We start from the raw sequence: 19,130 nt of genomic DNA on the forward strand, positions 1-19,130 counted from the left end.
TAAGACAATATATTAATTCCAATAAGATTCCGATAAGATTCCGACATAAGTCCCACTTAAGCTAGTTTAAGTCGGACTTATGCTAGATTCTTACTAGTATAAATTCGGCATGAATTAAATGCAGATAAGGGGTAATTGGGTAATTGGTTGTTTAATAACGTGTGCTGTATCGTTGGAATAAGGAAAGAAAATAGTTGTACAGGAATGAAAGGCCAGGTCATTTACTGGTTTAAATTTTGGCAATGAAAGACACAAATCATCCCCTAAGAAAAGAAGGTGTTTCAGTTCGTAGAGGAGTTAATCGTATTTTAAAAATAAATCGGGATTTGTAAAAGGGAATAGAGAACCTATTCGCTTGAATTGAACTCTTATTTTTAAATTTCAAAAATAGAGTTAGAGCCGGTCGCAAAATCTGATCACGTTATTCAACGATGATATCTTGTTCGGACAAGGAGTGTTTTTCTATTAGCTCCTGAATTGTTAATTTAACCAGTTCATGTCTTCCTGGTGTTCTTTTTACTGTTAATTGATGAATCCAATGGTTGGTATTTCGATCTGTAAACACATAAGTTCTATAAATATTATCATTAATCATATTACTACAACAATATAATAACGTTTTTGTTGCATAAGGCCATTCAATACGGCTAACCTTCAGCAGATCTGATAGAAAGAATCAGGATAGGGGACCTTGCTGAAACTTATTTTAAGTTTTGGTGATGAATGGCTGAATGAATAGAGTCTATTTATTCAGCCATTCTGTAGTAAAAGAATTTTACTATAGATTCGTGAAATGCTGAGTTAGGCTATGGAAGTTAGAAAAGCTCAAATCAAATCGTTTTGCAATGGCAAAACCATAACTTACATACACAAAAGGAATCCCTGCTTTTTCGCTTTCAACCCGGTCGATGTCGGTATCGCCAACATAGATAGGAGTTTGTAGCTGATACTTGTCAATGAGCAGATGCATGTTATGGTGTTTAGGCATTAAATTGACTCCATAAGCCATCTCGTCCGTTATAAAGGCATTTATTCCGGCTCTTTCCATAAACAGGGCGATCGTTCCTTTGGAACAATTACTCACTATAAATAATTTATGATTTTTGGAAAGTTCCTTTAATCCTTCCAGTACTCCTGGATATAGGGTTCCTCCGCCTTGTTTAATCAATTCCCAGCGCTGTTGATTTACGGTATCTGCAATCTGCTGACGCACTTTATCAGTATCACTGGGGAATAACAGCTCCATGGCACTTTTGCCGTTTACACCCATAAGGGGTTTTAACTCTTCGGCAGTTAGTGTTCGGTCTATGTCCGATTTTTTAAGGCCACTGTTCCAGGCTTGCAAATATAAATCTGTTGGATCCCAAAGGGTTCCATCCATATCGAAAATGATACTATCAGGCTTTTTCATCAGGTGCAAAGTTCAGGTTTTTTAAATGATAAAGGTTTGTCCTTTTTCAGGAATACTTACTGAATAGCCATTCTGCTCCAGCTGATCCTTCATAATCTCCATACTTTCAGGCTCTCCATGGACAAGGAAAATGTTTTTTAATTGTTTTTTATCCTGGGCTTCTATAATATTGATTAAATCGGCATGGTCTGCATGTCCACTTAAATTGTCCGTGCGCTTTATCGTTGCATATACCGCTAACTCCTTATCCCGCAGATGTACAAATGGGTCTCCCCGCAATAGACGATGCCCCAGCGTTCCTTTTGCGCTATAGCCGACAAATAAAATGGTACAGTAGTAATTCTGAATATTGTGATAGAGGTGATCCTGAATTCGGCCTCCTTCAAGCATTCCTGCAGAAGAGACGATGATACAAGGCTCCAGATAATTCGATATGGTCTTGCTTTCTTTCATGCTTTGCACATAATAGAGATTGTCGAATTCAAACTCATCTCCATTGTGCTTATAAAAGGAGGTGGCCTCTTCATTAAGCATATCATGGTGCTTGCGAAAGATGTCGGTGGCATAATTGGCCATTGGACTGTCTACAAAGATCTTAACAGGGGGTAATTTCCCTGTCGAGAAAATCTTATTCAGGCTATAAACCAATGCTTGAGTACGACCAATACTAAAGGCAGGAATAATTAATCTTCCCGGATTTTTAATGCAGGTTTCTTCAATTGTTCTGATCAGAACTTCTTCAATTGTTTCATCCCTGGAATGATAACGGCCACCGTAGGTCGATTCGCAAACAAGGAAATCTACGGCTGGAAGTGGTTGCGGGTCAATAATAACCGGGTAGCTTTTACGGCCGAGATCTCCCGAGAATGCTATCTTTCGCTTATGTCCAAACTCCGAAACGGTAAAAATAACGGAGGCTGCTCCAAGTAAGTGTCCTGAAGGGATGAGCTCTACTTCCACGTCGCCGTTTAATCGAAATGGTTTATTGAAGGCAATGGTGACAAACTGCTCGGCTGTCTCCATAACATGTTTCTGTAGATACAAAGGTCGGGGACCACTTGATCCTCCACGGGAGTGCCTGTTTGATCTTTTACGTTGCTTACCAAGGAAGATATTTACGGAATCAAGTAATAACAGCTCTGCCAGGTCTGCAGTGGGAGCAGTACATAGAATTTGACCTTCAAAGCCCATGCGTATTAGTGTAGGGAGATTGCCTGAATGGTCGATGTGAGCATGGGTTAAGATGACAACATCAATTTTAGCAGGATTGAAAGGGAATGCTTCATTATCTTCTACTCGTGTACCGCGCTCGTAGTCTAAACCGCAGTCGATTAGAATTTTATATTTATCAACTTCTAATAAATGCATGCTTCCAGTAACCTGTTTTGCAGCACCCCATATTGTTAATTTCATGTCCAGGATTATAAATAGAATTGTAGAGTCAATTCGGGTAAATATATTAAAGCATTTTTATTCATAGCGGCTTTGATGACCGTTGTTTTGTAAAATATGCGTTATTAAGGCAAGAATATTGCTGATGAAAAAAAGATTAAGCTTCGTATTGAAGGTTACTCAGATACTTATAAAGGCCATTTTCTTTTGTCATCAACTCTACATGGGATCCATTTTCTACGACCTTTCCTTTTTCAAGTACCAGAATTGTGTCGGCTTCACGGATGGTAGATAAGCGATGCGCAATAATTATCGATGTACGGTTCTTCATCAGAACTTCTAAAGCTTCCTGTACCAAACGTTCGGATTCGGAATCAAGGGAAGAAGTTGCTTCATCTAAAATTAATATAGCGGGATCCTTGAGCAATGCCCTGGCAATAGCGATACGTTGACGCTGTCCACCCGATAGTTTAATTCCCCGTTCTCCTACCAAGGTGTTGTACCCTTCGGGTAAACCAGAAATAAAGTTATGTGCGTTTGCCTGTTTGGCTGATTCAATGATTTCAGCATCCGAAGCAGTTAATTTTCCATAAGCAATATTTTCGCGAATAGATCCACCAAACAAGATGACATCCTGGGGTACAATAGCCACTTGGTTCCGAATATCGGTAAGTGGGTAAAGTTGGGATTGCTTTCCGTCAAATAAAATCTCTCCACCCTGAGGCTCGTAAAATCGTAAGATCAAAGAAGCGATAGTTGATTTACCTGCACCGCTTGGGCCTACAATAGCAACACGCTCTCCAGCTCTGGCTTGAAAGGATACATCTTCCAGAACGGTAATCTCTTTACGGGTGGTATAAGAAAAACGTACATTTTTGAATGTTAGATTTCCCTTTAATTTTGTTTTTGTGGCATTTTCGGAAGCAATGATAGACACCGGTTCATTTTTTTCCTGTAAGATTTCGATTACTCTTTCAGTTGCGCCAAGTGCTTTTTGAACATTTGCATACAACTCAGGAAATGTTCCCATGGCTGCACCTACAAACATCGAATATAAAATGTAGGTAGTGAGACCTCCTGGAGTCATGCTTCCTCCTGAAACTAACAGCGATCCATACCAGATAACGGCAACAATAGCTCCGAATAAACAAAATATAATGAAGGAAGCAAATCCACCTCGTAGTGTAGCACCTCTAAGTGCAATTTTTACTACTTCTCTTAGACTTTTATCATATCGGTCGGCCTCATAGGCTTCATTTGCGAATGCCTTTACAGAACCTATTCCATGCAGTGTTTCTTCTACTATGGTATTTGAATCGGCCAATTTGTCCTGAGCTTGTCTGGATATCTTGCGTATTTGCTTTCCGAACAATACTGCAGAGATAACCAGTAGAGGTAAAATGGCGAGGTTAAATAAGGTAAGTTTTGGTGAAACCAGAATAAGAAGAGTGATTCCACCTACGAGCAGGATGATCTGACGAATCATTTCGGCAAGAGTAGTGGTGATGGTATCTTGAATTTGTGATAAATCGGCCGACAAGCGGCTGTTTAATTCGCCTACTCTTCTACTGGCGAAAAAATCCATAGGCAGGGTGATCAGTTTAAAAAAGGTATTCCTTCTTATATCAGCAATGGTCTTTTCTGCTACCTCAACGAAAAATCGGATACGAAAAAACGATACGATAGACTGAAAGAAAAGAATGATAAAAGAGATCTGTCCTATTGCGTTAATGCTATTGGGCATAAACCACTTTGTTGGTTCTCCTTTTGCTGCATCGATCATTGCTCCCAACAAAGCTGGAAAAGCTAATCCTGTTAAGCTGGAAAGTAGGAGAAAAACCAATCCGAAAATAAATTTCCAACGATAAGGCCTGATATAAGACAGGAGACCGGAAGCTGTTTGAATGGATTGTTTATTTATTTTGGCTTTGTTAAGTTCCTGTTCAGGAGTAGTTCCACTATTAAATCTATTTCGAGCCATTGAATTTGTATATGATAACCTAAAATAGGTGTGCAAAAATACAATAATATCAAAAAAAGGGAATCAGTAAAGAATCACCTGCACGTCATATTTAAACGTCAAGTTACTTCCTTTTCGCTAGGAGTAGAACTCCACAATAACGATGTCATTGAGATATAATCCAAGCAAGCGACTCGCATTTCCTTTATTGATAGCAATTTCTAGATTGTTACTAATCCCAAAAAGGCAAAGCTTTTCGCCTTCAGGAACTTCATTATAGTGCCAGCTTAATTTTGTTATGGATTCACTTCTTTTAAAACTTAATTTAAACTTCCTGTTGCCCTGAACTTTAGAGAAAAGATCTTTTGAAATGTTGGTGATCACGTTTTGAAAGGAGTCAATATAGATGACGCTGGCTCGGATGATGTTCTTTTCAATAACCGGATGTAAGTTAACCTTCTCCTGAAGATGTTCGACCGGAATCCCGATACTTTTTAGTGGATATCCGGCTGCAATGCTGCAACATGCTTTAGCAAAAATATCAGTCAGCGGGAAGTGCAGATGTTTTAAGTCCTGAATGATATTTATTTCCACGATTTCAGTAGGTGCTTCTTCAAACATAAGGGCAAATATGCCATTGTCAGAGCCAACAAAGTAATGTCCATGATACTGAAGAGCAAGATAACGCATGTTTTCATTATATACGCAATCGATGCCAATAAGGTGTACGGTTCCTTTTGGGAAATAATGGAATGCATTTTTTAAAACGAAAGCTGCCTGCGGAATGTTAAAGGCTGCAATACCATGTGTAATATCAACAATATTTACATTTGGCAGTAAACAGAGGATGCTTCCTTTGAGAGCAGCCTGATAAAAATCTTTGTCACCGAGATCGGTTGTTAAAGTAATTACAGCCATTAAAATGTGAATATTTATTATTATTCTTGTGATACGATATTATCTGCAAATATTGAATTTTAATTGCATAATCAAACCAGGAAACTTTAAAAAAAGGAGAACTTGAACGAATTAAGGATTGATCTTGAAAACATAAACCCTGTAGTGCTTTGGGGACCGAATAACGACTATTTAGAGCTTATAAAAAGGCAATTTCCTAAAGTTAAGATGGTTGCACGAGGATCAGAATTGAAAGTGTTAGGTGATGAAACGGAGCTGATGCTGTTTAAAAACCGTTTTGAAAAGGTCTATAATCATGTAGAAAAGTTTGATGCGCTATCCGCTAATGATTTAGAGACCTTACTTGGTGCGAGTCTTTTTACTGATTCAAGTGGGTCATCGATACTAGAAGCACCTATAGCAGGATCTGAGCCTATCGTTTTCGGACCAAATGGGATAGTGGTTAAAGCCCGTACGGCTAATCAGAGACGTATGGTGGAGAGTATAAATAAGAATGATATCTTATTTGCTATCGGCCCTGCTGGAACGGGTAAAACGTATACAGCAGTAGCTCTGGCAGTAAGAGCTTTGAAGAATAAGGAAATTAAGCGGATTATATTAACAAGGCCAGCAGTTGAAGCAGGTGAAAACCTTGGTTTTCTTCCAGGGGATATGAAGGAGAAAATTGATCCTTATCTGCGCCCTTTATATGACGCTTTGGATGATATGATCCCTGCGGATAAACTGAAGCTGTACATTGAAAATCGTACGATTGAAGTTGCCCCACTGGCATTTATGAGAGGCAGAACGCTTGATAATTGTTTTGTTATTCTGGATGAGGCTCAGAATACAACGGATATGCAGCTTAAGATGTTTTTAACCCGAATGGGCCCTACTGCTAAATTTATAGTGACGGGTGATATTACTCAAGTGGATTTGCCTAAAAAAATGCAGTCAGGATTGACTAGTGCTTTGCGTATTCTCACTGATATCAAGGGGATTGAGATCATTTATTTAAACGGAGATGATGTAGTTCGTCATAAACTTGTGAGGCGGATTCTTGAGGCATATGGGGATATTCAGAAACAATAAAGACCTTTTATTAGAAACTATATTGCTCTTCGGTTAGATTATCTGACAATATTTAATAATTTTGAGTTTACAAAACTCCAGAACTTTATTTAAACTTGATTTCTATTCAGATGACTGTAATAAATGAAACTCACTTTAACTTTCCAGGACAAACGAAATTTTACAAAGGTAAAGTTCGTGATGTATATACTATAGGTGACCATTATATAGTCATGATCGTTAGTGATCGGATTTCTGCATTCGATGTAATTCTGCCAGATGCTATACCTTATAAAGGTCAGGTGTTAAATCAAATTGCTGCGAAATCTTTAAAAGCTACAGAGGATATTTTACCTAATTGGTTGATCGATATTCCGGATCCCAATGTTACCATTGGGAAAATATGTGACCCATTTAAAGTAGAAATGGTGATTCGTGGATATCTTGCCGGACATGCATGGAGAGAATACCAGGACGGTAAACGGTTTATTTGCGGTGTTTCTTTGCCTGAAGGCTTGAAAGAAAATGACAGATTAGCAGCGCCTATTATTACGCCTACTACAAAAGCTTCAATAGGACATGATGAAGATATCTCAAGAGAAGATATTATTACCAGAGGAATTGTAGCAGAAGATGACTATTTGCAGATTGAACAATTTACGCGTAGGCTGTTTCAAAGGGGAACAGATATCGCTGCAGAACGTGGTTTAATTCTGGTTGATACTAAATATGAGTTTGGAAAGGCCATTGATGGTAAGATTTATCTGATTGATGAAATTCATACTCCAGATTCATCCAGGTATTTTTATAAAGACACATATCAGCAGCTTCAGGATGAAACTAAACCTCAACGTCAGTTATCTAAGGAGTTTTTAAGGCAATGGCTGATCGAAAATGGCTTTCAGGGTAAAGAAGGACAGGAAGTTCCTTTTATGTCAGCAGAAGTAATCCAGTCCATTTCCGATCGGTATATAGAACTTTATGAAAAGATTACAGGGGATAAATTCAGGAAAGGTAGTACACACCAAATCACTGAACGTATTGAAGCGAATGTAATGGAAAGCTTAAAACGTTTAAGTTAATCGTATCTAAGTAGAGCAATAGTACCTCTAACCATAATAGTGATGAAATTTACAATTGACAAGCAAGAAAAGTATATATTGTTCAAATTGGATGAACCGAGGTTAAATAGCCTTATTTCACCGAAACTAAAGTCTGAACTTATACTCATCAATAAACAGGGTATTCGAAATATTATATTGGATCTGTCTGTAGTTTTATATTCAGATTCTTCCGGGTTAAGCAGCTTGTTAGTTGGAAACCGGTTGTGTAAAAATTCGGAGGGAAGTTTTATTATAACCGGAATAAGCGAACATGTGGAACGCTTGATTAATATTTCGCAACTTCAAACTGTTTTAAGTTTAACGCCATCTGTTGAGGAAGGAATAGATTTATTATATATGGAAGAAATGGAAAGAGATTTAAACAGAGAGGCAGAATAAGTACTGTATATATGCATGAGGTTTGACGTAACGATCCTAGGAAGTAGTTCAGCAACTCCCATTTTCAATAGAAATCCGAGTGCGCAGGTATTAAATATTAATGAGCGTCTTTTTCTGATTGACTGTGGAGAAGGAACTCAGCAACAGCTTCTCAAAAATGGTATTAAAGCACAACGAATAAATCATATTTTTATAAGCCATCTTCATGGCGACCATTATCTTGGCTTGGTAGGGTTGCTGTCTTCCCTGCATTTATATGGAAGAATTCGTGCAATGGAGATTTTTGGCCCTCCGGAATTAAAGGAAATATTGGATATTCAGTTTAAATATTCGCAAACTAACTTGCGTTATCCTATTGAATTTCACGCAACCCAAACAGACAGGCCCGCTTTGATCTATGAAAATCCTGACATCAGAGTAGAAAGTTTTCCATTGGAACATCGAATTCCCTGTACAGGTTTTAGATTCAGTGAGAAGAATCGCCTACCCAAAATTATCAGGGAAAAAGTGGAAGAACTGAATATACCTATCGACGTTATTCCGCTAATTAAAAAGGGAGCTGACTATACAGATGAGCGGGGTATAGTTTATAACGCAAGCGATTTAACTTTTGCAGCGGATGCACCAAAATCATATGCCTACTGTTCAGATACAATTTGTAACTGGAAATATATAGATCAGATAAGGGGCGTCGATACTTTGTATCATGAAGCTACCTTTATGAATGATATGGCGGACCGGGCTGCCGAAACATTCCATACTACAACTATACAAGCAGCAGAAGTAGCTAAGCTTGCCGGCGTCAAACAATTGCTGCTGGGGCATTTTTCTGCACGTTACAGAGAGCTGGAGCCTTTACAAGAGGAGGCACGTACAGTTTTTCCTAATTCCAGATTAGCCTTAGAAGGACAAATTTTTGTGATCTAAATTGAACTAGTCTTTTTTGCCTCCGAATACGGAGAAACTTACATATCTTTTCGGATGTGCTTTTAAGTCAATCATCAGGTTGTCCAGATTTTTAGATGCGTTGTTTAAATTGTTATACAAACTATCATCATTCACAAGTTTTCCAATTGAACCTTGTCCGGAGTTGACCTTATTTATTGCAGTTTGTAAATCCAAAATAGCTTTATCTGCATTATGTACGGTTTGCTCAAAATTAGATCGTGCAACTTGATCGGTAACTTTTTCCAGATTAGCCATAATATTGCTTACTCTTTGATTGTTGCTTTTAAAGTTTCCTGAAATGGATTCTACATTAGCGAAAATTGCTGTAAGACGATTGTTTTGATTTCCAACCATTCCATCTACCCTTTGAGTAGTGTTTTCTAGTGTATGTAAAATATTTGCAATGCTTGCAAAGCTTTTGTTAAAATTGCTTTGGAATTCAGGGTTGATCGTATTATTTAATGAGGTTAAAATAGAGTCTAGCCTGGTTACCATTTGTTCTGCTTTCTGTTGCACCGGTTTAACCTGTTGCATCAAATTTTGTTCAATGTTTCCTTGTAGCGTATCGCCATTCTCTGCGTACGTGTTGCTATTTCCTATGGCGAATACAATAGCTTTTCCACCAAGAAGGCTCGTGCTTTCAAGCCTGGCGATCGTATTAATCGGAATATCATAATCGGGATTGATTTTTAGCTGTGCCATGATCTTTCCGGATTTAATTAATGATAACTTAGAAACACGCCCAATTTGGAACCCATTTACCAAAACAGGGTTAGATACTACAAGTCCTTCCACATTGTCATAACTAGTATAAAATAGCCTCTCACTTGAAAAGACATCATTTCCTTTTAAGAAGCTATATCCAATTACTAAAACAGCAATTGCAACAGTGGCAAGGATTCCAACTTTGGTCTCGTTAGTAATCTTCATAAGTAATAAGGTATGTTTTTATATGTAATTTAATCAAAGTTCTACATGCTTTTTATAAGCCTGAATTGCTTTTAACAAACAAGAGACAATTTCGTTTTGACCATTTTCGGAAGTTATGTATTCTTCTTCCTCCGGATTGCTTATAAATCCTATTTCTGTAAGGATGGCCGGCATACCTGCTTTCGCTAAAACAGCCAGACTTTGTTCCTTCACACCACGGTCAACTCTTCCTGTTGCGGCATACTCCTGCTGTACTAAAGACGCAAGTCGAATACTTTGATCGCGGTAAGAATTTTTTAACAACGATAAAATAATGAAACTTTCCGGATCCTTGGGATCGTAGCCTCCATAGTTTTCCTGATAATTATTTTCAAGTAAAATTGAGGCATTTTCGCGTACCGCTGTATTTTGTTCTCCTAATCTATTGAATCCGGATACAAAAGTCTCTACTCCTTTTGATGCAGCCCTGTTTCTCATATTAGAGGGCATGGAATTACAATGAATAGATATAAATATATCTGCTTTTAAGCGGTTTGCCATCCCTATTCGTTCATATAAGGGAATAAAAACATCCTCATCCCGTGTGTAAACTACCTTAATATCACTAATACTATCGGTTAAAGCTTTACCTAATCGTAGTGCAACTTGCAGTGCGACGTCTTTTTCTTTAGCAGTTAACCCTCTTGTTGCCCCATCTTTTCCGCCATGACCTGCATCAATTACGATGGTCTTTATACGATAAGAGGCATGTTCAGAGTTATATTGAAATGAAACAAGCGGGTAAACCAGGAACAATAATAGTAAAGCGTAAATCGATCTCTTCAATGGCATTATTTTCATTATTTTTGGAGCTGTAAGATACAATTGTAAAAGTACAATTCATTGTTAGATTTGAAATTCGTCAGAAGCTATTTTGTGAGATATATATTCATTCTCTTTTCATTGATGGTTAGTGTCAAACTAATCGCTCAACCTACTATCAAACCTAACCGAACTGTTGGTTCCGATACGGTTAATATCGATTCCAGCAGAACTGACACCACTAAAACGGACAGTTTAGGAAAAAATTCTAAATCTGATTTAAATTCTGAAATCAAGTATACAGCGGAAGACTCCATTCGTTTTAGTATTGATGGAAATACGATCTATTTATTCGGTAAGGGTCGTGTTTCATACGAAGATTTGGAACTTGACGCTGATTATATCAGAATTGATCAGAAAAATAAATTATTGTTTGCACGTGGTGTAACAGATAAGTATGGAGTTTACCGTGGCCGTCCTATATTTAAGCAGGGTTCGGAGGAACCGGTTACTACAGATTCTTTGTTTCTTAATTCTGATACCAAAAAGGCAAAACTCTATGGTACGGCGACTTCCATGGATGGAGGATTTATACAGGCTCGGCAATCAAAAAAGAATCAATATAATGAAGTATCTATAAAAAATGGAATTTACAGTACCTGTAGCCTTCCTGAACCTTATACTCATTTTGGGATACATATTACAAAAGGTCTGATTACTGATAAACAAGTGATTAGCGGACCGGCATATCTGGAAATAGAGCATATACCTTTACCAATAGGCCTTCCATTTGGATTTTTTCCAAAGATGAATAAACGTGCTTCCGGTTTTAGGTTCCCCAGTTTCGGTGAAGATGCAAACCGAGGCTTTTATATGCAGGGGATAGGTTGGTATTTAGGTCTGAATGATTATTGGGATGCAGATATTCTGGGAACAATTTATAGTAAAGGCTCTTATGATTTAACTACTGCCGCTAGATATAAAGTGAATTATAAATATAGCGGAAGTGTGAACCTGAGTTATTCCTCTATAAAAGACCCTGATGGGGTGGAAGGAACACCTAGTAATAGCGCTTCAAAGCAATTTAATGTACAATGGACTCACTCACAGGATCAATCTGCCAATCCTGGTACGACTTTAAGTGCGAATGTCAATTTTGGAACTAGTTCTTACTTTCAACAGACTGGTGCAGCCGGAACATACGATTATAATTCTTTGATTAAGAATAGTATGTCATCCAGTGTGGCTTACGGCAGAACGTTTTTTGATGGTTTATTTAATTTTACATCTGCATTGTCAAGCAGGCAGGATATAAGTGCTAAAACAGTCAATCTTACTTTGCCTCAGTATAGTTTAAGTATGACTACTTTAAATCCTTTCGATTCAAAAGATCGTGTTGGAGAGCAAAAGTGGTATCAGAAGATTACTGTAGGATATAACTCCGAAGGATCAAATACACTAGATGCTCAGGAAACTGGATTATTTAATAAAGAAAACCTAAAGAAGTTTAAAAACGGGTTTCAGCATAATATCCCTGTTAGTTTATCATTCAATGCTTTAAAAGTTTTACAATTTAATACCAGTGTGGCTTATACAGAAAGGTGGTCTTTCCAAACTGTACATAAGGCATTGAATACTGAAGGAGATATCGTTACGGACACGATACCAGGTTTTGCACGTAACTACAATTACAGCTTAAATGGTGGGTTTTCAACGAAGGTTTATGGGATGAAAACTTTCAAAAAAGGGAATCTTGTTGCATTGAGACATGTTATGACCCCCTCTGTTAATTTTAACTATACGCCTGATTTCAGTGCCTCTAAATATGGATTTTTTCAAGATATTGAGAATAACTCTAGCGAAGAGCTTAAAGATTCAGTAAAAAGATCATTGAGATATTCCCGGTTCGAAAGTACTGTTTACGGTGGCCCGGGTATGGGTAGAAGTGCTGCAATTGGATTTTCATTAGATAATAATATTGAAGCCAAAGTTAAGTCCAAAAGCGATACGAGTACTGCTTATGAGAAAATCCCTATTGTACAGGGATTAACTTTTAATGGGAGTTATAATTTTGCAGCGGAGGAATTTAATTTGTCCAATATCAGCTTTGGAGGCCGTACTGCATTTTTTAAACAAAAAATAGGTTTAAGCTTTCAGGGAAATTTTGATCCATATCAGCTAGAGACAGATAACCAGGGATTAGCTTACCGCGTCAATAAGTTTATGCTTAAGAATGGGAAATTAGCAAGGTTGACAAGTTTTAGCATGTCTACCGATTTTAGTTTCAATTCTGCCGCTTTGAAAAAAAGGAATGACGAGCTCAGAGAGAAAGAAGATGACCCCAATATAACACCTTCACAGCAGCAGGACATACGTAATATTCTAAATAATCCAAATTACTATGTTGACTTTACGATCCCCTGGAATTTTAGCGCATCCTATAGCTTTAATTATTCTAAACCTGAATTTAAGTCATCGATTACTAATACCTTGAATTTTAGCGGCGACTTAAGTGTCACACCGAAGTGGAAAGTTCAGTTTAACTCTGGTTATGATTTTCAAGCAAATGAAATAAGTTTAACACGATTTACAATTAACCGTGACTTGCATTGCTGGGATATGTCCTTTGGCTGGACTCCCTTTGGAACGTATAAGAGTTACAGTTTTGATATAAGAGTCAGAGCCTCCATTCTTCAGGATCTGAAATTGAAAAAAAGAAGTGCACTACCACTAAATTATTAACATGCTTGCAGAAATTATTACAATAGGTGATGAAATATTAATCGGTCAGATTGTGGATACCAATTCCGCATGGATCGCTACGAAGCTAAATGAAAATGGCGTGCGTATTAAGCAAATTACATCTGTTTCAGATGAAAAAGAACACATACTAGAGGCCTTGCATGCTGCGGCAAAAAGAGCAGACCTTATTATTATTACAGGGGGACTGGGACCTACAAATGACGACATTACAAAGAAGACATTAGCTGGGTATTTTAATGTAGGATTCAAAAGAGATGAAGGAGCACTAGAAGATGTTAAAAGAATCTTTGCTGCCAATAACCGCCCTCTAATTGCTATTAATGAACAACAGGCCGATGTTCCGGAGAACTGTATCGTTTTAAGAAATAAAAATGGCACAGCACCAGGGATGTGGTTTGAGGATCAATCTAAAATTTATGTCTCCCTACCCGGAGTACCATTTGAAATGATGTACTTAATTGAGGAGGAGGTTATACCTAGAGTGAACGCCTTCTTCCAGCTTTCTGCGATCGTGCATCATACTATTCTGACTGCAGGGCTTGGCGAATCTTTCCTTGCAGAGGCCATTGCCCCTATAGAAAATAAACTTCCTGCTCATATCAAACTGGCGTATCTTCCTAAACTGGGCCAGGTCAGATTGCGCTTAAGTGCTTATGGGGGGAATAAAGATCTGTTAAAGGCAGAAGTTCAACAATTTGTCGATGAAATCGTTGCGCTTATTCCTGAATATGTGGTTATCAGTGAAGATAAACCTCTCGAAAAGGCTGTACTGGATATTCTGAGCGAAAAGAATCTGAAACTTTCAGTTGCTGAAAGCTGTACCGGAGGTTATTTGTCCCATTTATTTACCCAACATAGTGGCTCGAGTGCCGTGTTTTTAGGTGGAGCTGTAACCTATTCGAATGAGTTAAAAGAAAAGATGCTAGGTGTTAAGACTGAAACACTGGCTAAATTTGGTGCTGTAAGTGAAGAAACGGTTATAGAAATGGCTCAGGGTGCAGTCCATAATTTTGCTTCAGATTATGCTATTGCCATAAGCGGAATTGCGGGTCCGCACGGTGGAACAGATGACAAGCCGGTTGGTACAGTGTGGGTTGCAGTATCAGGTAAATCAAAAACAATCACTCAAAAGTATAAATTTCCAGGAAGGCGGGTCCAAAATATTGAGCGCGCTGCTATAAATTCAATTATCTTACTTCTTAAATTAGTTCGGGAAGAATACGCTTAAGTGCTAAAAAGGTGTAATTTTGCAGCTATTCCCAATTACAACTCGTATGGCTCAATTTGAATTAGTTCTTCCGAAAATGGGTGAAAGTGTTGCCGAAGCCACTATAATAAAATGGCTTAAAAATCCTGGCGATACTATCCTTGAAGATGAACCTGTAGTAGAGATTGCTACAGATAAGGTCGATTCTGAAGTTCCCTCTCCCGTTTCAGGCAAGTTAATATCTCAATCATTTAAAATAGATGATATTGTTAATGTTGGAGCAGTTTTAGCTTTGATTGAAACGGAAGAAATTACTTCGCCTGTATCGGATATAGCGAAACCTCTTCAAAATACTACTCCCTTACCGGATGAAGCAGAAATTAAAGCACCCGGAATTGATCAGGTATCTCCAGAAAAAACAGTACACCTCAATTTTGAAAATGCCTCCCGCTTCTACTCTCCTCTAGTTAAAAGTATTGCTGCCGAAGAGGGTATTTCTCTGGAACAGCTGGATGAAATTACAGGAACTGGTTTAGAGAACCGGGTAACCAAGCAAGATATTTTAGATTATATCAAGGGTCATAAAAAGCCTGTAGTCCATGAACAGCAAATAGAGGCTCATCCACAAACAGAAGTTAAAGCTTCTTCTATCTCTGATGCCCCATCTCCGGTAATTCATATCTCAGGTGGCGATGAAATAATTGAAATGGATCGTATGCGGCGAATAATTGCCGAGCATATGGTCATGAGTAAACAAACTGCCCCTCATGTGACCTCATTTATTGAGGTTGATGTAACTAACATAGTTAAATGGAGAGAAAGAATTAAATCTTCTTTTGAAAAGCGTGAAGGACAAAAAATAACCTATACGCCTATCTTTATCCAGGCTGTTGCAAAGGCGATCAGTGAAATGCCTATGATCAACGTATCAGTTAATGGAACTCAAATTATAAAAAAGAAAAATATCAATATTGGAATGGCGGCTGCTTTACCATCAGGAAACTTAATTGTTCCGGTGATTAAAAATGCAGACCAACTTAGTCTGATTGGATTAACACGCGCTGTAAATGACCTTGCTGGTAGGGCACGTGCAAATAAACTAGTACCTGATGATGTTCAGGACGGAACGTTTACCCTGACTAATATCGGATCATTCGGCAATGTAATGGGTGTGCCTATTATTAATCAACCACAGGTTGCTATATTGGCTGTAGGTGTTATTCAGAAGAAGCCAGCTGTTATGGAAACAGAATTTGGCGATGTAATAGCCATCCGTCATAAAATGTTTTTATCCATGTCCTATGACCATCGTGTAGTAGATGGGGCATTAGGTGGAATGTTTATTAAAAGGGTAGCAGAGTATCTTGAAAACTGGGATATGAATTATACGATCTAGAATAATGATCCTCATCATTTTATACAAGGAGCAAAACTGTTCTTTTGCATAAAATACAAGAAATGATGAGAATTTTTTATTTAAAATGTACGTTGATTGCTTTAATCCTTTTAGCTTTTCCTGGAATTACGGGGCACATCTTTGCTCAAACTGTTGAAAAAGAAGAAACAGAGAAAGAACAAGGATATAAGATTACCGTAGCAATGGGCCACGCCCATGTTCATGAAGGGATTGCAGAAGGTGATAAAAAGTGGTTGGTAATGGCTTCCTGGGCAATGAATGTGGACTATGTACTCAACTCGCACTGGGCAGTAGGGTTGCATAATGACTTGATTCTGGAAGACTTTGCTGTTGAAGAGCACCTGAATAATGAAGATAATATGGTGCTTGAACGATCTACTCCAATTGCAACGAAAGTTGTAGGTACTTATAAACCTGGTAAACACCTAGGTTTTATGTTGGGCGCTGGTGAGGAATTTGCTAAAGAGGAAAATCTTTTCCTTTCTACTGCAGGTCTAGACTATGGCTGGCACTTAAAACGAGGATGGGAAGTAGGAGCAGAGCTTTCTTATGATGTTAAATGGAAATCTTACGACACCTGGATCCTTGGATTTGGAGTAAGTAAGTTCATAGACGGGCATCGCCGTCACAAACATATTTAGTAAATTAAACCATGTCTTGCTTATCAGGACATGGTTTAATTCTTTAATTATACGCCGTTCCAAATTTTGATCTTACATCTGATAAGATCTGCTTGATACTTTGTTCATGCGTCTTTTGACAAATTAACAGGGTATTATTCGATTCCACAACAATGTAATCATCCAGTCCCTGTAATATTACCAGTTTATTCTTCGGTACTTTAACCATACAATTGGATGAATCGTACATCATCACCTTGTCTGATGGAATGACTGCATTTCCTAAATAATCTTTTTCTGCTAATTCATAAACCGATGACCAGGTACCCAAATTTGACCAGCCAAAGTCAGTGGGAAGCACGTACACATTAGGCGCCTTCTCCATTATTCCATAATCAATGGAAATATTGGTACATTGATAATAAGCATGATGGATAAAAGCATTTTCCATTGAAGTGTTCAATTTATCCGCCCCCTCCTTAAAAATATCATTCAATTCTGGCAAGAACTCATCAAATGCTAACAGAATTGAATTTACCGACCATACAAAAATACCTGCATTCCATAGGAAATCGCCACTCTGAACAAACGTTTTTGCCAGTTCCATATTAGGCTTTTCAGTAAACGTTTTAACCTTATGATAATCACTCTCCATAGTCTGCGATGTATATTGAATATAACCATAGCCAGTATCCGGACGGTACGGCTTAATACCCAAAGTGATCAAACAGTTATTTCTGGATGCAACCTCCAACGAAAGAAGAATATTTTTTGTAAACTCTTCGATGTCCAGAATCAAGTGATCTGATGGCGATACTACTATTGCCGCATCAGGATTTAATAGGCTGATTTTATGACTTGCGTAGGCAATGCAAGGCGCTGTACTCTTCATAATAGGTTCTCCAAGGATTTGATCTGGAGATACGCCAGGTAATTGCTGCTTGACTAATGGAATATAAATATCATTAGTGGCTATGTAGATATTTTCCGCCGGAATAATCTTTAGAAAGCGCTCATAAGTTTGTTGAATAAGCGTTTTGCCTGTTCCCAGAATATCCATAAATTGTTTTGGATGTGCAGATTGGCTGATTGGCCAAAATCTGCTTCCAATTCCACCTGCCATTATAATGGCATAATAGTTCTTCATCTTAGCTATATAGGTTAAATAATACCTTCTCTTAATAAATCATGCAAATGTATAATACCTTTATAGATATTTGCCTCCACGACGATTAACTGTGTGATATTATTTGTTCGCATAAGTGCGAGGGCATTAACAGCTAATTCATCACTTTCAATTGTCCGGGGCGAATCATACATAATGTCTTTTGCCTTTATTCCATTTACTGATTCATATTTCTCCATCATTCTCCGGATATCACCATCTGTGATAATACCCTTAATGATTTGATCCTCAATAACAGTGACAGCTCCTAAACGATTTTTAGTAATTTCTATTATCACTTCTTTCGCCGAGGCTTCCGGACTTATGCATGGCTTTTCGTTATGAATATAGAGGTCACTTACCTTTAAATATAATTGTTTCCCTAGTGATCCTCCAGGATGGTACCGGGCAAAGTCCGCACGGCTAAACCCTCTTGTTTCCAGTAGGCAAATGGCAAGGATGTCACCCATAACAATCTGAGCCGTAGTGCTTGAGGTAGGGGTAAGGTTAAGCGGACAGGCTTCTTTTTCAACCGTAGTGTCTAATACAAGATCAGCCTGGTGTGCCAAAAAAGAATTTAGGTCACCAACCATGCCAATCAGTTTGTTACCTGCTAGTTTTAGTAACGGAATCAATACCTTAATCTCTGGCGTATTGCCGCTTTTTGAAATACAGATTACAATGTCATCATCCTGAATGATTCCAAGGTCACCATGTATGGCATCTCCTGCATGCATAAAAATAGCTGGTGTCCCCGTAGAATTAAGTGTAGCAACAATCTTTTGTGCAATTAATGCACTTTTGCCTACACCTGTAATTATCACGCGCCCCTTGCTTATTAATATAGTTTGGATAATAACACAAAAGTCATTATTCAATTTGGCTAAAAGTCCGGAAACTCCCTCAAGTTCGGTCTGAAGTGTTCTTTTTGCAATCTGTAATATGTTCTCAGTAGCTTTCAATTGGAAATTATTTTAGAAATAGATACTATTTAACGGCAAAAATATGTTATTTTGGGGTTAAGTTTAGGTTTTCTAAATTTTTCC

The 19,130-nt window shown here is 38.0% G+C and carries 16 protein-coding genes; 8 read left to right on the top strand and 8 right to left on the bottom strand.

Going from position 1 to position 19,130, the window contains the following annotated elements; translation table 11 throughout:
• Positions 1–778 precede the first annotated feature (778 nt).
• The 4 genes from ADIARSV_RS03375 to ADIARSV_RS03390 all read right to left on the bottom strand — a co-directional run bounded on the left by ADIARSV_RS03375 (position 779) and on the right by ADIARSV_RS03390 (position 5,681).
• Positions 779–1,411: an HAD family hydrolase gene (locus ADIARSV_RS03375; RefSeq protein WP_016193968.1), complete on the bottom strand. Its 633-nt coding sequence runs from the start codon at positions 1,409–1,411 to the stop codon at positions 779–781.
• A gap of 21 nt (positions 1,412–1,432) precedes the next feature.
• Positions 1,433–2,824: an MBL fold metallo-hydrolase gene (locus ADIARSV_RS03380; RefSeq protein WP_016193969.1), complete on the bottom strand. Its 1,392-nt coding sequence runs from the start codon at positions 2,822–2,824 to the stop codon at positions 1,433–1,435.
• Positions 2,825–2,960: 136 nt separating this feature from the next.
• Positions 2,961–4,784, bottom strand: coding sequence for an ABC transporter ATP-binding protein (locus tag ADIARSV_RS03385; protein WP_016193970.1), 1,824 nt, complete (start codon positions 4,782–4,784; stop codon positions 2,961–2,963).
• A gap of 117 nt (positions 4,785–4,901) precedes the next feature.
• The gene (locus tag ADIARSV_RS03390; RefSeq protein ID WP_016193971.1) at positions 4,902–5,681 is read right to left on the bottom strand and encodes an SAM hydrolase/SAM-dependent halogenase family protein; all 780 of its coding nucleotides are present in this window, start codon (positions 5,679–5,681) and stop codon (positions 4,902–4,904) included.
• A gap of 102 nt (positions 5,682–5,783) precedes the next feature.
• Here ADIARSV_RS03390 and ADIARSV_RS03395 point away from each other — a divergent pair, with 102 nt between their 5' ends.
• From ADIARSV_RS03395 to ADIARSV_RS03410, 4 genes are all read left to right on the top strand, one after another.
• The gene (locus ADIARSV_RS03395) at positions 5,784–6,752 is read left to right on the top strand and encodes a PhoH family protein (protein ID WP_016193972.1); all 969 of its coding nucleotides are present in this window, start codon (positions 5,784–5,786) and stop codon (positions 6,750–6,752) included.
• Between the two features lie 110 nt (positions 6,753–6,862).
• The gene (locus ADIARSV_RS03400; protein ID WP_016193973.1) at positions 6,863–7,813 is read left to right on the top strand and encodes a phosphoribosylaminoimidazolesuccinocarboxamide synthase; all 951 of its coding nucleotides are present in this window, start codon (positions 6,863–6,865) and stop codon (positions 7,811–7,813) included.
• A 42-nt stretch (positions 7,814–7,855) separates the two neighbouring features.
• Positions 7,856–8,233, top strand: a complete 378-nt coding sequence (locus ADIARSV_RS03405) for an STAS domain-containing protein (RefSeq protein ID WP_040298964.1) — start codon at positions 7,856–7,858, stop codon at positions 8,231–8,233.
• Positions 8,234–8,248: 15 nt separating this feature from the next.
• Positions 8,249–9,160: a ribonuclease Z gene (locus ADIARSV_RS03410; RefSeq protein ID WP_016193975.1), complete on the top strand. Its 912-nt coding sequence runs from the start codon at positions 8,249–8,251 to the stop codon at positions 9,158–9,160.
• Positions 9,161–9,166: 6 nt separating this feature from the next.
• On the opposite strand, the gene ADIARSV_RS03415 is transcribed toward ADIARSV_RS03410, so the two are convergent.
• Together ADIARSV_RS03415 and ADIARSV_RS03420 are read right to left on the bottom strand one after the other, a co-directional pair.
• A complete protein-coding gene (locus ADIARSV_RS03415; RefSeq protein ID WP_016193976.1) occupies positions 9,167–10,111 on the bottom strand; it encodes an MlaD family protein in 945 nt (314 codons plus the stop codon).
• A 33-nt stretch (positions 10,112–10,144) separates the two neighbouring features.
• Positions 10,145–10,942 (bottom strand): N-acetylmuramoyl-L-alanine amidase family protein, encoded by a 798-nt coding sequence (locus tag ADIARSV_RS03420; protein WP_235048353.1) that lies wholly within the window; start codon positions 10,940–10,942, stop codon positions 10,145–10,147.
• A gap of 84 nt (positions 10,943–11,026) precedes the next feature.
• On the opposite strand from ADIARSV_RS03420, the gene ADIARSV_RS03425 reads away from it, so the two are divergent.
• The 4 genes from ADIARSV_RS03425 (at position 11,027) to ADIARSV_RS03440 (ending at position 16,940) form a co-directional block, all read left to right on the top strand.
• On the top strand, positions 11,027–13,654 hold the full coding sequence (locus ADIARSV_RS03425; protein ID WP_152439755.1) for a putative LPS assembly protein LptD: 2,628 nt from the start codon (positions 11,027–11,029) through the stop codon (positions 13,652–13,654).
• 1 nt (position 13,655) lies between these two features.
• Entirely contained in the window at positions 13,656–14,903 is a 1,248-nt protein-coding gene (locus tag ADIARSV_RS03430; protein ID WP_016193980.1) for a competence/damage-inducible protein A, read from the top strand.
• Positions 14,904–14,949: 46 nt separating this feature from the next.
• Entirely contained in the window at positions 14,950–16,278 is a 1,329-nt protein-coding gene (locus ADIARSV_RS03435; protein WP_016193981.1) for a dihydrolipoamide acetyltransferase family protein, read from the top strand.
• Between the two features lie 62 nt (positions 16,279–16,340).
• The gene (locus tag ADIARSV_RS03440) at positions 16,341–16,940 is read left to right on the top strand and encodes a hypothetical protein (RefSeq protein ID WP_152439756.1); all 600 of its coding nucleotides are present in this window, start codon (positions 16,341–16,343) and stop codon (positions 16,938–16,940) included.
• A gap of 43 nt (positions 16,941–16,983) precedes the next feature.
• Here ADIARSV_RS03440 and ADIARSV_RS03445 read toward each other — a convergent pair whose 3' ends face one another.
• Positions 16,984–18,066, bottom strand: a complete 1,083-nt coding sequence (locus ADIARSV_RS03445; protein ID WP_016193983.1) for a mannose-1-phosphate guanylyltransferase — start codon at positions 18,064–18,066, stop codon at positions 16,984–16,986.
• A gap of 14 nt (positions 18,067–18,080) precedes the next feature.
• Positions 18,081–19,046 (bottom strand): KpsF/GutQ family sugar-phosphate isomerase, encoded by a 966-nt coding sequence (locus tag ADIARSV_RS03450; RefSeq protein ID WP_016193984.1) that lies wholly within the window; start codon positions 19,044–19,046, stop codon positions 18,081–18,083.
• Between the last annotated feature and the right edge of the window lie 84 nt (positions 19,047–19,130).

The sequence above is a fragment of the Arcticibacter svalbardensis MN12-7 genome, assembly GCF_000403135.1.
Taxonomy (GTDB): Bacteria; Bacteroidota; Bacteroidia; order Sphingobacteriales; family Sphingobacteriaceae; genus Arcticibacter; species Arcticibacter svalbardensis.